Origin of the sequence: Actinacidiphila acididurans (assembly GCF_016918855.1) — a bacterium.
GTDB classification, from domain to species: Bacteria; Actinomycetota; Actinomycetes; order Streptomycetales; family Streptomycetaceae; genus Actinacidiphila; species Actinacidiphila acididurans.
In genome coordinates this window covers 94325-107636 of sequence record NZ_JADKYB010000018.1, presented here as the reverse complement: position 1 = coordinate 107636, position 13312 = coordinate 94325, and the positions used below count along the sequence as shown (strand labels likewise).

General features: G+C 72.2%; 13 protein-coding genes. 4 read left to right on the top strand and 9 right to left on the bottom strand.

The window, feature by feature from the left end:
- Positions 1-50 precede the first annotated feature (50 nt).
- Both ITX44_RS28940 and ITX44_RS28935 read left to right on the top strand, forming a co-directional pair.
- Positions 51-479 (top strand): hypothetical protein, encoded by a 429-nt coding sequence (locus tag ITX44_RS28940; RefSeq protein ID WP_205360600.1) that lies wholly within the window; start codon positions 51-53, stop codon positions 477-479.
- 172 nt (positions 480-651) lie between these two features.
- Complete coding sequence (locus tag ITX44_RS28935; protein ID WP_205360598.1) at positions 652-1401, top strand: nucleotidyltransferase family protein; 750 nt, start codon at positions 652-654, stop codon at positions 1399-1401.
- Between the two features lie 174 nt (positions 1402-1575).
- Here ITX44_RS28935 and ITX44_RS28930 read toward each other — a convergent pair whose 3' ends face one another.
- From ITX44_RS28930 to ITX44_RS28900, 7 genes are all read right to left on the bottom strand, one after another.
- Positions 1576-3399 carry a DoxX family membrane protein gene (locus ITX44_RS28930; protein WP_205360758.1) on the bottom strand — a complete coding sequence of 608 codons (1824 nt, stop codon included), beginning with the start codon at positions 3397-3399 and terminating at the stop codon, positions 1576-1578.
- A 246-nt stretch (positions 3400-3645) separates the two neighbouring features.
- A complete protein-coding gene (gene rlmB / locus ITX44_RS28925; RefSeq protein WP_205360596.1) occupies positions 3646-4602 on the bottom strand; it encodes a 23S rRNA (guanosine(2251)-2'-O)-methyltransferase RlmB in 957 nt (318 codons plus the stop codon).
- A gap of 82 nt (positions 4603-4684) precedes the next feature.
- A complete protein-coding gene (cysS, locus tag ITX44_RS28920; protein ID WP_205360594.1) occupies positions 4685-6076 on the bottom strand; it encodes a cysteine--tRNA ligase in 1392 nt (463 codons plus the stop codon).
- Positions 6077-6195: 119 nt separating this feature from the next.
- Entirely contained in the window at positions 6196-6588 is a 393-nt protein-coding gene (locus tag ITX44_RS28915) for a PPOX class F420-dependent oxidoreductase (protein WP_205360592.1), read from the bottom strand.
- Between the two features lie 217 nt (positions 6589-6805).
- Positions 6806-7345 carry a 2-C-methyl-D-erythritol 2,4-cyclodiphosphate synthase gene (ispF, locus tag ITX44_RS28910; protein ID WP_205360590.1) on the bottom strand — a complete coding sequence of 180 codons (540 nt, stop codon included), beginning with the start codon at positions 7343-7345 and terminating at the stop codon, positions 6806-6808.
- On the bottom strand, positions 7335-8066 hold the full coding sequence (gene ispD, locus ITX44_RS28905) for a 2-C-methyl-D-erythritol 4-phosphate cytidylyltransferase (protein WP_205360756.1): 732 nt from the start codon (positions 8064-8066) through the stop codon (positions 7335-7337). Before ispD ends, ispF begins: the two co-directional genes overlap by 11 nt.
- Positions 8067-8343: 277 nt before the next feature.
- Positions 8344-8826: a CarD family transcriptional regulator gene (locus ITX44_RS28900; protein WP_205360582.1), complete on the bottom strand. Its 483-nt coding sequence runs from the start codon at positions 8824-8826 to the stop codon at positions 8344-8346.
- A gap of 552 nt (positions 8827-9378) precedes the next feature.
- On the opposite strand from ITX44_RS28900, the gene ITX44_RS28895 reads away from it, so the two are divergent.
- Positions 9379-10053, top strand: a complete 675-nt coding sequence (locus tag ITX44_RS28895; protein WP_205360580.1) for a DUF461 domain-containing protein — start codon at positions 9379-9381, stop codon at positions 10051-10053.
- 168 nt (positions 10054-10221) lie between these two features.
- Here the strand turns inward: ITX44_RS28895 and phoP are convergent, their stop codons facing one another.
- Positions 10222-10902, bottom strand: a complete 681-nt coding sequence (phoP, locus tag ITX44_RS28890; protein WP_031525271.1) for a two-component system response regulator PhoP — start codon at positions 10900-10902, stop codon at positions 10222-10224.
- A complete protein-coding gene (gene phoR, locus ITX44_RS28885; protein WP_205360578.1) occupies positions 10899-12257 on the bottom strand; it encodes a two-component system sensor histidine kinase PhoR in 1359 nt (452 codons plus the stop codon). The genes phoP and phoR overlap by 4 nt, the downstream gene beginning before the upstream one ends.
- 291 nt (positions 12258-12548) lie before the next feature.
- Here phoR and phoU point away from each other — a divergent pair, with 291 nt between their 5' ends.
- On the top strand, positions 12549-13220 hold the full coding sequence (gene phoU / locus ITX44_RS28880) for a phosphate signaling complex protein PhoU (protein ID WP_205360576.1): 672 nt from the start codon (positions 12549-12551) through the stop codon (positions 13218-13220).
- Positions 13221-13312: the final 92 nt, after the last annotated feature.

Here is a 13312-nt window from a genome sequence, read left to right as displayed (position 1 = left end):
TAGGGTGACTAAATGTCGCCAAATCACTACTCTTCGCTACCATCCGTTGCGTGAACCAGGTAGCCCGCCGTCTCGGCAAGACCCTCGCACTCGTTCTCCCGGTCGTCCTCGTCCTGTCCGGGACGCTCGCCGTCACCCGTGTCCCGTGGGTGGCCTCGTCGTCGGAAGCCCAGATCCTCACCGCCTCGGCCAAGAGCCAGGCGGAGGTGGCCGCGAACGACACCACCCGCGCTCCCCAGGAAGTGCTGCGCCGCCGCCTGCTGGCCGAACTCCAGCAGAAGGACCCGGGCACCGCCCTGACCGGCCTCCAGGTCGCCATGGCCGAGCACCCCTCCCTCGCCCGCTACTGCTCCTCCATCGCCCGCTCGCTGGGCCGCGCGGCCGTCGCCAAGTACGCCGGCTCCGTGCGCCGCGCGCAGAAGTGGTCCCGCCCGGTGTGCGACACCGCCTTCGCCACGGGGGTCGCCTCGGTCGGGTGACACCGGCGCGGACCGACGCGGACCGGACCGGGGTGGACCGGCGCGGACCGACGTGGACCGGCCCGGGTGACTTCGCGGTACGTAGGCTGACGCCCCGGAACACGCCGGACGCCACCGGGCGTGCCGCCCGCCCTGCGCGGGGCGCACGCCCGGTTCGCATAGGGTGCGCTGCATGACGCGTGCCGACCAGCAACCCGCTCACCACAGCGCCACCCCCGTCACACAGGCCGTCCTGCTGGCCGGCGGACAGGGCTCGCGCCTGCGGCCGTACACCGACGACCGGCCCAAGCCGATGGTCGAGATCCCCGGTACGGGAACGCCGATCATCGGCCACCAGCTCGCCTGGCTGTCCGCCGAGGGCGTCACCGACGCCGTGGTCTCCTGCGGCCACCTCGCCGAGGTCCTCCAGGAGTGGCTGGACGCCACCCCGCTGCCGCTGAACGTCACCACGGTCGTCGAGCACGAACCGCTCGGCCGCGGCGGCGGGCTGAAGTTCGCCGCCGCCTCGCTGCCCCGCCCCTACGAGCCCTGGTACGCCACCAACGGCGACATCTGGACCCGCTTCTCGCTGCGCGAGATGGCCGCCTTCCACGAGGAGCGGGACGCCACCGCCACCTTGGCGCTGGCCCGGCCGCGTATCCCCTGGGGCGCTGTGGAGACCAACGAGTTCGGCCAGGTGCTGGACTTCATCGAGGCGCCACCCTCACCGTTCCTCATCAACGCCGGCGTGTACGTCTTCGCGCCCGAGTTCACCGCGCTGCTGCCCGACCTGGGCGACCACGAGCGCACGACCTTCCCCCGGCTGGCCCGCGAACGCCGCCTCGCCGGCTACCCCATCCCGCAAGGCGCCTACTGGCGGGCCATCGACACCGCCAAGGACCTCCGCGAGGCCGCCAAGGAGCTCGGCGTCCACCACAAGTAGGTCCCGCCGAAGGCAATCTCCGCCGGAAGCAATCCCCAAAACCCGACACCTGGCGCCCGATAGGCCACTACCCACTACCCGGCACAAATGCGGCGGCCCGTACCAGGGAGGGGTTCGGTACGGGCCGCCGCGGCCTTGGGCGAGGCCCACGAGGGGCCCGCGGAACGGGAGTTGTTACGCCGCTCCCTGCGGGCTCGTGCCCGCCCGCCGCGGGGACATGCCCAGCAGCAGGCCGGTCGGTGACTTGCTGCCCAGCAGGCCGCCGATGGCGCCGCCCTGAGTGGGCTTGGCGGTCGGTTGGGGCTGCGGGGCGGGCGCCGGGGCCTGGGCGGGCGGTGCGGCCGGGGACTGGACCCCCTGAGTACCACCGCCACCGCCGCCGGACCCGGTCCCCGCGCCGGTCGTACCGCGCGGACGTGAGCCCGTACGGGACGGGGAGGATCCGCCGGAGAAGGGCGTGGACGACGCCGGGCCGGACGATGTGCCGCCCGCGACGGTACGGCCCGGGGTCGCGGTCGGGCTCGCCCCTGCGGCCTTACGGTGCCGGGTGGGCGCGGTGGCGCTGCCGGACGGGACCGGCGAGGCGCCGGGAGCGGTCGTCCCGCCGGAGCCGGCGGAGGACGGCAGCGGGACGCCCGGCAGGTTGTTGGTGGGCACCACGGTGGGCTCGGTGCCGCCGGGACGGACGGGGGTGCTGGCCCGCACGGCCGCGCCCAGCATCGAACCGACCAGCAGGGTCAGGCCGATGACGAGGGTGGCGATCACGGTGCCGCGGCGCAGCACCCTGCGGCGCAGGTCCCACACGGTGACCCGCGGGCCGAGCGTGCGCCAGGCGTCGGCGGCCAGGTGGCCGTCCACGGAGTAGACGGGGGCGCCGGCGATGACCAGCGGGCTCCAGGCGGCCAGGTAGACGAAGTCCGGGGCGTCGTACACCGGGACGGTACGCCAGCTCACGGTGACCAGCAGGGCGATCGACAGGGCCGCGCCGAAGACGGCCGCGATCCGCTGCCACAGGCCGAGCACGGTGAGCACGCCCACCACGACCTGGAGGAAGGCGATGCTGAGCCCGGCGCCGACGGGGTGGTTGAGGGCGGCGGCACGCAGCGGCTCGGCGGCGGCCCAGGGGTGCAGCGAGGACAGCCAGGTGACCATGGAGCCGCGTCGGCCGCCGTCGAAGTAGACGCGGTCGCACAGCTTGCCCATGCCGGCGTAGATGCAGACGAAGCCGAGGAAGACGCGCAGCGGCAGCAGCACGATCCCCAGGTTCATCCGGCGGCCCGGGTACCAGGCGTGGCGCACCGGCTCCCCGCGCCGGTCGCGCGGCCGCCGCTCCTCGCCCCGCAGGCCCCGTTCGCCCCGGACACCGTCGTCGCCCTGACCGCCGCCGCCCACGTACCCGACCCGCGGCTCACCGGCGTGACCCGCGTGACCCGCGTGACCCGCGTGACCCGCGTGACCCGCGTGACCCGCGTGACCCGCGTGACCCGCGTGACCCGCGTGACCCGCGTGAGCAGCATCGGCGGAACCCGGCGCCATGGTGTCGTACGCCCCCGTGGCCGGCCGCATGCCGCTGAGCAGCCCGGTGGGTTCCTGGGGGGTGCGCGGGCCGACGACGGTGGGCAGGACGGTGGTCTCGTCGATCCGCGGCAGCACCTGGGTGGCAGCGCCGGCGCCGGGCGGGCGCGACGGGTGCGCCGGGTCCGCGGGGCCGGGCTGCGCGCCGGCCCGGCGGACGGCCCGCAGCAACTCACCGGCGAGCGGGTCGCCGGGCCTTGACCGCCCGGACCAGACCAGGGGCGCGGACCGGCGCCGCGGGGCGGCCACCCCGGCGCCGCCGGTGACCGCGGCGGACGCGGAGGCGTAGGCGCCGCCCCGGACCGCGGAGAGTTCCCTGGTGACGCCGAGGCCGAGGGCGCGCGTCGAGGTCGCGCCGAGCTGGACCCGGAAACTCGCGTGATTGACGATGACCTGGGCAGGGTCGCTCGGCACCCGCGGCATGGTCAGCACACGCTCGTCGTACCCGGGCGCCCCTCCCCCCGTGGGATTGCGGGGTGTTCTGGTGTCCACACTCAACTAACCGAGTGACGGGGGGATAGGACACTGCGTTGGTTGACGCTTACCGTGAGCGACCGGAAATCGTTACGCGGCAGGGCCGTGTGGACACGCGTACGGATCCGCCCCTATGCCCCGCCGACCCGCGGGTCGGCGCCCCCGCGGACCGGCAGACCTGGGCCCCCGCGGCCCTCAGCTGTCCCGGCGCCGCGCGGCCTCGTACAGCACGATCCCGGCCGCCACACCGGCGTTGAGGGATTCCGCGCCGCCCGGCATCGGGATGCGCACCAGCAGGTCGCAGGTCTCGCCGACCAGCCGGGACAGCCCCTTGCCCTCGCTGCCGGCCACGATCACCACCGGCCCGTCCAGGACTTCGAGTTCGTGCAGCGCGACGCCGCCGTCCGCGGACAGGCCGACCACGGTCAGGCCCGCCTTCTGGTACGCCTCCAGGGCGCGGGTGAGATTGCCGGCCCGGGCGACGGACACCCGGGCCGCGGTGCCGGCCGAGGTCTTCCAGGCGCCGGCCGTCATCCCGGCGGCGCGCCGCTCGGGCACGACCACGCCGTGACCGCCGAAGGCCGCGACCGAACGCACCACGGCACCCAGGTTGCGCGGGTCGGTCACCCCGTCCAGGGCGACGATCAGCGGGTCCTCGCCGATGTCCGCGGCGTCGGCCACCAGGTCGTCGGGGTGCGCGTACTCGTACGGGGGAATCTGCAGCGCGACGCCCTGGTGGTTCAGACCGCCGGTGAGCCGGTCGAGTTCGGGGCGGGAGGCCTCCATCAGCGGCACCCCGCGGTCGGCCGCCAGGCTCAGCGTCTCGCGCACCCGGTCGTCGTTGTCGATGAACTGCTGCACATAGACGGCGGTCGCGGGGATCTCGGCGCGCAGCGCCTCGACCACCGGGTTACGGCCGACGACGAGTTCGGGCGCGTCCTTGTTGGGGCGTCCGGTACGGCGCCGGGGCTGGGTGGCGCCGCGCTTGGCCTGCGCGTTGGCCGCGCGGAACTTCTTGTGGCCCTTGCGCATCTCGGCGGGGGGCGTGGGGCCCTTGCCCTCCAGGGCCCGGCGCCGCTGCCCGCCGCTGCCGACCGTGGCGCCCTTCTTGTTGGACGTACGGCGGTTCCTGCGCTGGCTGTTGCCGGCCATGGGGCACTCTCACTCTTCTGCGTCGGGTCGCACGCTTCGTGCGTAGGTCATGCGTCGCTCGCGCGCCGGGACCCCGCGGCGGTCAGCCGCGCAGGGTCCAGCGGGAGCCGGTCGGGGTGTCCTCGATCTCCAGGCCGGCCTGGACGAGCTGGTCGCGGATCGCGTCGGCGGTCCCGTAGTCCTTGCGGGCCCGGGCCGACTGCCGCTGTTCCAGCACCAGGCGGACCAGGGAGTCCACCACGCCGTGCAGGTCGTCGCCGCGGTCGGTGCCCGCCCAGTGCGCGTCGAGCGGGTCCAGGCCCAGTACTCCGAGCATCGCACGGACGTCGGCCAGCCGCGCGACCGCGGTTTCCTTGTCGTCGGCGGACAGCGCGCTGTTGCCCTGGCGTACGGTCGTGTGCACCACGGCGAGCGCCTGCGGGACGCCCAGGTCCTCGTCCATGGCCTCGGCGAAGGCGGGCGGCACCTGCGCGGCGGGTTCCACGGTGCCGGCCTTCTCCACCACCCGCTGCACGAAGCCCTCGATGCGGGCGAAGGCGGCCTCGGCCTCGCGCAGGGCCTCCTCGCTGTACTCGATCATCGACCGGTAGTGCGGGGTGCCCAGGTAGTAGCGCAGCACAATGGGGCGCCAGCGCTGGACCATGTCGGAGACCAGCACCGAGTTGTCGAGCGACTTGCTCATCTTCTCGCCGCTCATGGTGACCCAGGCGTTGTGCACCCAGTAGCGGGCGAATTCGTCGCCGTAGGCCACGGCCTGCGCGATCTCGTTCTCGTGGTGCGGGAAGATCAGGTCGATGCCGCCGCCGTGGATGTCGAAGGCGCGGCCCAGGTACTTGTGGGCCATCGCCGAGCACTCCAGGTGCCAGCCGGGCCGGCCGCGGCCCCAGGGCGTGTCCCAGGACGGCTCGCCGGGCTTGGCCGCCTTCCACATGGCGAAGTCGCGCTGGTCGCGCTTGCCGGTCTCGCCCTCCCCCTCGGGCTGCTTGAGGTTGTCCAGTTCCTGGTTGGACAGCGCCAGGTAGCCGGGGAAGGAGTGGACGTCGAAGTAGACGTTGCCGTCGACGGCGTACGCGTGACCGCGCTCGATCAGGCCCTGCATCATTTCGATCATTTCCGGCACATGGCCGGTGGCCCGCGGCTCGTACGAGGGCGGTTGGCAGCCGAGCGCGTCGTAACCGGCGGTGAAGGCGCGCTCGTTCTCGTACCCGATGGACCACCAGGGCCGCTCCTGGGCGGCGGCCTTGGTGATGATCTTGTCGTCGATGTCCGTGACATTGCGGATGAACGTCACGTCGTAGCCGCGGTAGCGGAACCAGCGCTGGAGGATGTCGAAGTTGAGCCCCGACCGGATGTGGCCGATGTGCGGGGCGGCCTGTACGGTCGCGCCGCACAGGTAGATCGAGACGCGGCCCGGCGTGAGCGGGACGAAGTCGCGTACCTGGCGCGCGTTGGTGTCGTACAGGCGAATAGTCACGCCTTCAAGGGTAGTGGGCCGGAGCGTGTGCCTTGCGCGGTTGGGCGCAGGGCACACACAGCCGTGACAATTGCGCAGTGTTCGGTCAATGATCCGGGCCGGGGTCCCGGCCCGAGGGGTCAGGCGCGCTCGACCACGTGCTCGGGGGTGACGCGGACGGTGACCCGGCGGGCGCCGGGCTCGTCGAAGGTGTACGGCTTCCCGGTGTACTTCACGCTCAGCGCGTCGACCGTCTCGGTGTTCTCGGCCGGCACCAGGGTGGCGGTGCCGCGGATCTCGGCGTACGCGTACGGGTTGTCGACCTCCGTCACCAGGACGCTGAGCCGGGGGTCGCGGGCCAGGTTGTGGTACTTCTGCCGGACCGCCAGCACCGAGAAGATCACCTCGTCGCCGTCCCGCATCACCCATACGACGCTCTGCTGCGGCCGGCCGTCGGCCTGGACGGTGGCGACGGTGGCGAAGTTCTTGCCGTCGAGCAAGGCGCGGGCGGACTCGGACAGGGTGGTGGCCATTGCGGGGGTCCTTTCACGGAGCGGGCGATCAACCCGGCCAACGCGCGGGGGCTCCGGGGGGATTCCCGCGATTGGGCCGTACGGGGAGCCCTTCCGTACCGGCTTCATACGCGCTTCGTACGGCGTCACGCGGGCGTCGTACAGGCTTCACACGTTCTTCGTACGGGCGCCGCCCGTTGCCCGTCCCGTACGGCCGCGGGCGCCGCCCCTGTACGTCTCAGCCCGTCGCCGGGCCGACCCGGACCACCAGGGCGGTGGCGATCGCCGCCAGGCCCTCTCCGCGGCCGGTGAAGCCGAGACCGTCGGTGGTGGCGGCGCTGACCGCCACCGGGGCGCCGACGGCCGCCGAGAGGACCTTCTGGGCCTCGTGGCGGCGCTTGCCGATTTTGGGGCGGTTGCCGACGACCTGGACCGCGACGTTGCCGATCACGTAGCCGGCGGCGCGGACGATCCGGGCCGCCTCGGTGAGCAAGGTCACACCGGAGGCGCCGGACCACTCTGGGCGCGAGGTGCCGAAGTGGGCGCCGAGGTCGCCGAGGCCGGCCGCGGAGAACAGTGCGTTGCAGGCGGCGTGCGCGACCACGTCGGCGTCGGAGTGGCCGGCCAGCCCCGGACCCTCGCCCTCCCACAGCAGGCCCGCGCACCACAGCTCGCGGCCCTCCTCGAAGGCGTGGATGTCGGTGCCGACGCCGACCTGGGGCAGCGGGGGCAGCCCGGCGACGCTTCCAAGGGCCTCGGCGGCCGGCTCAGTAGCCATCGGTGGCCCTCCTGCGCGCCAGGACCGCCTCGGCGAGCACCAGGTCCAGCGGGCGGGTGACCTTGAAGGCCTCCTCGTGGCCCGGCACCACCTGCACCGGCACCCCGAGCTGTTCGACCATGCTCGCGTCGTCGGTGACGTCGTGGGTGACGGTGTCGTGCGCCTTGACGAGGGTGGCCCGGTCGAAGCCCTGCGGGGTCTGCACGGCCCGCAGCAGGGCGCGCCGCGGGGTGCCGGTGACCAGGCCGGTGTCCGGATCGACGGTCTTGACGGTGTCGGCCAGCGGCAGCGCGGGCACCACGGCGGGCGCGCCGGCCCGTACCGCCTCGGCGACGGCTTCGACGGTGTCGACCGGCACCAGGGGGCGGGCGGCGTCGTGGACCAGCACCACGTCCACGTCGTCGGGCAGCGCGGCCAGCCCCAGGCGGACCGATTCCTGCCGCGCCTCGCCGCCGGCGACCACCTTTATGTCGGTGGACTCCGGCATGCCGTGGGCGTCCAGCAGGGCTCTGACCTCGGCGGTACCGTCGGGCGGCGCCACGACGACGATCACCTGCACGGCGCGGGCGCGGGCCATCGCCCGGACCGCGTGCACCAGGATGGGAACCCCGCCGAGCGTGCGCAGCGCCTTGGGCACGCCGGGGCCCAGCCGGACGCCACGTCCGGCAGCGGGAATGACGGCAGCGGTACGCAGGTTTGTGTCCTTGTATGAGATGGGTATCGCACTCAACGTGCCGGGTACGGCCTCTTCCGGACCCCTTCCGTGAAGTCCGGTGACGCCGTGAACAGCATGCCGCAGCACCCGGCAGTCGCGCTCGACCGGGTGCCACGGCAGGTCCCCGGGGACGGGTTTCCCCGGGGTGCGTCTTCGGTTGCCGGCACGTCGCAGAGGCGTCGGGCCTCCCGCCCGGCGCGGTCCGGGGGGAGGCACGGCATGTGACGAGCGGCACGAGAGCGTCCAAGGTGGACGGTTCGGCGACCGCCCGGAAGGGACGGTCTTACGACGCGAGGACCTCGTCGAGCAGCGTCTCGGCCTTGTCCTCGTTGGTGTTCTCCGCCAGGGCGAGCTCGCTGACCAGGATCTGCCGCGCCTTGGCGAGCATGCGCTTCTCGCCGGCCGACAGGCCCCGCTCACGCTCCCGGCGCCACAGGTCGCGCACGACTTCCGCGACCTTGATGACGTCGCCGGAGGCGAGTTTTTCCAGATTTGCCTTGTATCGGCGGGACCAGTTCGTGGGCTCCTCGGTGTACGGCGCGCGCAGCACCTCGAAGACCCGGTCCAGGCCCTCCTGACCGACCACGTCGCGCACGCCGACGAACTCCGCGTTGTCCGCGGGCACACGCACTGTCAGGTCGCCCTGGGCGACCTTGAGCACCAAGTAGGTCTTGTCCACGCCTTTGATCTGGCGAATTTCGATGGCCTCGATCAGCGCGGCCCCGTGATGGGGATAGACCACGGTGTCGCCAACCTTGAACGTCATGTGACAGGTACCCCTTCCGTGGCTATCCAGGGTAACACGGGAAGGGCTTCTTCTGAATGGCGTTTTCGCAGGTCAGGGCATATCTCGGGGCTTGACAAGCGCCCCCGGGACGTGCTGGAGGGGGCCTCACGAAGGGGGTATTCGCAGGTCGGAGCCGGTATGCGGGGAGGGTGAAACACGCCCGTTACGCCCCTGGAAGACCGGGTAGACGAGGCGATACGTCCCGCTTTGTCACTCCCGCAGGAGTGGATCTTCGCTACTCCGTTCGGGTTCCACAGATGTCGGCCGGCAGAACCCGCGGAAGCTTCCCGGATCATCCCCTGTTCACCTCCCCGCCAGGTCAGCGGGGCGGAAGTGGACACGGACGGTGGATGAACACCGGCCGGAGATCACGCGAAGATGAGGCCGAAGATCCAATTTTGCGCAGTCATGGAAAAAGGGCGGGTAATCGGCGGCCGGTTAAAGCGAGCCCCCGTGCACGAGCGGCAGGGGGCCTCGGTAATCTATGGCCGCTGGAAGATCTTCCCGACCTGCCCAAGGAGATGCGCCGCCGTGGTCCGCAGCTTCCGTCGCGGCGGCCTCGCCGCCGTCCTCGCGCTCTCGCTCGCGCCGCTGACCGCCTGCGCGGCCGGCAGCAGCTCGCAGACCCTGCACATCAAGCCGGACAACGCCGAGGTCACCAAGGGTTCGATCCAGGTGCAGAACGCCTGGGTGCTCACCCAGACCAGCGGCCCGGCCACCGTCTCGGCCCGGCTGTTCAACAACGGCACCAGCACGCAGACGCTCCAGGCCGTCCAGATCGCGGGCGGACTCGTCGCCACGCTGAAGGACAAGAACGGCAGCTCGACGGTCACCGTCCCGGCGCACGGCACGGTGCTGCTCGGCGGTCAGGGCAACCCGGCAGCCGTGCTGAACAGCGGCGCCGAGACGCTGCGCAATGGTGACGTGCAGAACGCGGTGTTCGTGTTCAGCTCGTCCGGCGCGGTCTCCCTGCCGATCAACGTGACCCCGGCGGCCGGCTTCTTCGAGCCCTACGGTCCCGGCTCGCTGGCCCCGTCCACGCCGCCGTCCCCGACCGCCACGCCCGGTGGGACGGCCACGCCCGGCTCGACCGCCACCCCGACCGGCACGGCGTCCCCCGGCTCCAGCTCCGGCAAGGGCCACAAGTCCACGAAGGGCGCGACGGCCGGCTCCACCGCCACCCCGACGAGCACGCCCACCCGGTGACGCCCACGGCTCCGCTCGTCGCCTGTGCGGCGGGCGGACCCGTACGACGTCACCTGCGGACGCGTCACGTACGCACGTACGAGCAGGGCGCGCGCCACGACGGCGCGCGCCCTTTGCCGTATGGAATTCGCGACCGGACTGCCCACCCGCGGACCGCCCGCCCGCGGTTTACGGCTCGAACTTGTAGCCGAGGCCGCGGACGGTCACCAGGTAGCGCGGGGCGCCCGGGTCCGGCTCGATCTTGGCGCGCAGCCGCTTGACGTGCACGTCGAGGGTCTTGGTGTCGCCGACGTAGTCCGCGCCCCACACCCGGTCGATGAGCTGCATCCGGGTCAGCACCCGGCCGGCGTTGCGCAGCAGCATCTCCAGCAGGTCGAACTCCTTCAGCGGCAGGTCGACCTTGCCGCCGCCGACCGTGACGACGTGCCGGTCCACGTCCATCCGGACCGGCCCGGCCTCCAGGGCGGCCGGCGAGATCTCCTCCGGCTCGCCGCGGCGGCGCAGCACCGCGCGGATGCGGGCGACCAGCTCGCGCGAGGAGAACGGCTTGGTGACGTAGTCGTCGGCGCCTATCTCCAGGCCGACGACCTTGTCGATCTCGCTGTCCTTGGCGGTCACCATGATGACGGGGACATTGGACTTCAGGCGGAGCTGGCGGCACACCTCGGTGCCGGGCAGTCCGGGCAGCATCAGGTCGAGCAGGACCAGGTCGGCGCCATTGCGCTCGAATTCGTCCAGCGCGTCGGGCCCGGTCGCGGAGATGGCGACCTCGAAGCCCTCCTTGCGGAGCATGTACGACAGCGCGTCGCTGAAGGACTCTTCGTCCTCGACGACGAGTACGCGGGTCACGGAAGGACCTCCGGGGCGGGGATGTGTTCGGGGAGGGTCTGGAAAAGCTGATCGTCCGACGGCTCGTCGGCCGGGTCGGCCTCCGCCTCGGCAACAGGGTCGGTGCCGGGCGCAAGCGCGCGGTCGCGGGCGATCCCGGCCTCGGGAAGCCGCAGTGTGAAAGTGGAGCCCTGCCCTTCGACGCTCCACACGGTGACCTCCCCGCCGTGCGAGGCGGCCACGTGCTTGACGATGGACAGGCCGAGCCCGGTGCCGCCGGTGGCCCGCGAGCGCGCCGGATCGACCCGGTAGAAGCGCTCGAAGACCCGTTCGCGGTCCTTCTCGGAGATGCCGATGCCCTGGTCGGTGACGGAGATCTCGATGAAGTCCCCACCGGAACCGCCGGAGCCGCCCGAGCCACCGGCCCGGGAGGCGCCCGTACCGGAACCCGCGGCGCGGGAGGAACCCCCCGGCCCCGGGGTGCGGCGGGCGGCGATGCCGACCCGGGTACGGGCGGGACTGTAGTTGACCGCGTTCTCCACCAGATTGCCCAGGGCAGCGGCGAGCTGGCCGCGGTTGCCCCAGATGAACAGGTCGGGGGCGGAACCGGTGGCCATGGTGATCTGTTTGGTGTTGGCCTGGTGCCGGCAGCGGTCCACGGCCTCGGCGACCAGGTCGTCCACGGCGACCGGCTCGGCGTCGTCGAGCAGGTCGTCGTCCTGGACCCGGGACAGGTCGATGATCTCCTGCACCAGGCTGGTCAGCCGGGTGGCCTCGATCTGCATCCGCCCGGCGAACCGGTTGACCGCCTCGGGGTCGTCGGCCGCGTCCATCACGGCCTCGGACAGCAGCGAGAGCGCGCCGACCGGTGTCTTGAGCTCGTGGCTGACATTGGCCACGAAGTCCCGCCGTACCGCTTCGATCCGACGGGCCTCGGTCAGGTCCTCGACCAGCAGCAGCACCAGCCGGGAGCCCAGCGGGGCGACCCGGGCGGAGACCGCCAGGCCCTCCCCGCGCCCGGCGCCCCGGCGCGGCAGGTCGAGTTCGACCTGCCGTATCTCGCCGTCGCGGCGGGTCTCCCGCGCCATCTGCAGCATCTGGTCGACGGCCAGCCGGCCGCCGCGCACCAGACCGAGGGCGTACGCCGCCGAGCTGGCCTTGACCACGGTGTCGCCCTCGTCCAGGACGACCGCGGAGGACCTGAGCACGGACAGCACCGTGTCCACGCCCGGCGGCAGTACCGCCTCGGTGTGCAGTGCGGTACGGGTCGGGCGGGCCTGTTCCCGCTCGCTCCAGCGGAACGCGAGCACGGCGATCACGCCGGTCAGCAGACCGGCTGTCGCAGAGGCCGCGGCGACGGCCGCGTTCACGTCCATGGGCCCAGGGTAGGTGGACGTTTCAAGCACTCCACACCCCTGTGAGACACCTCTCGGATGTACGTTGCCAAGAGTTCACCTTCACGTGGGGGCTGATTCATTCCGGGTGCGCGGCCGGTACGCGTATCCCCTTCAGCGTTGGAGCGTGGAGGAGAGGCCTTGCGGCGTACGGCCGTACGGTCGGTACGTATGGCGTACGGACAGTCGTATGAGCTGTTCTACGGACTGCCGTACGGATCGTCGTACCCGTGTCGTGCGTACGGGGTCTCCGTACCCAGGGGAAGGAAAGCGATGCGGGACGCATATCACGAGGAGCTCGACTCGATCAGCGACGCGCTGGTCGAGATGGCGCGGCTCGTCGGCTCCGCGATCGGCCGGGCGACCACCGCGCTGCTGGACGCCGACCTGAACGTCGCGGAGAGTGTGATCGCCGCGGACGAGAAGGTCGACGGTTTGCAGCGGGACCTGGAGAACCAGGCGATCGCCCTGCTGGCGCGGCAGCAGCCGGTGGCCACCGACCTGCGGGTCGTGGTCACCTCGCTGCGGATGAGCGCGGATCTGGAACGGTCCGGCGACCTGGCCCGGCACGTGGCCAAGCTCGCCCGGCTGCGGTTCCCCGCTTCCGCGGTGCCGGGTGATCTGCACAGCACGATCCTGGAGATGGGCCAGCTCGCGCAGCGGCTCATGGCCAAGGCGGCCGAGGTGATCGTCACCAAGGACGTGGACGAGGCGCTTCAGCTCGAGGCCGACGACGACCGCATGGACGACCTGCACCGCACGCTGTTCCAGCACCTGCTGGACGACCGCTGGAAGCACGGGATCGAGACCGCGGTGGACGTGACGCTGGTGGGCCGATACTACGAGCGGTTCGCCGATCATGCGGTGTCGGTGGCGAAGCGGGTCATTTACCTGGTGACCGGTGAGCACGCGGACGAGATGACGCCGGCGCCGATCGAGCCGTAGCGGCGGGGTCGCGGGCGTCGCGCGGGGTGGGCTTCCCCCGGGGCGGCGCTCTTCCGGGTGCGGGCGGTCGGTGTCCGTCCGGGCCGGGGTAC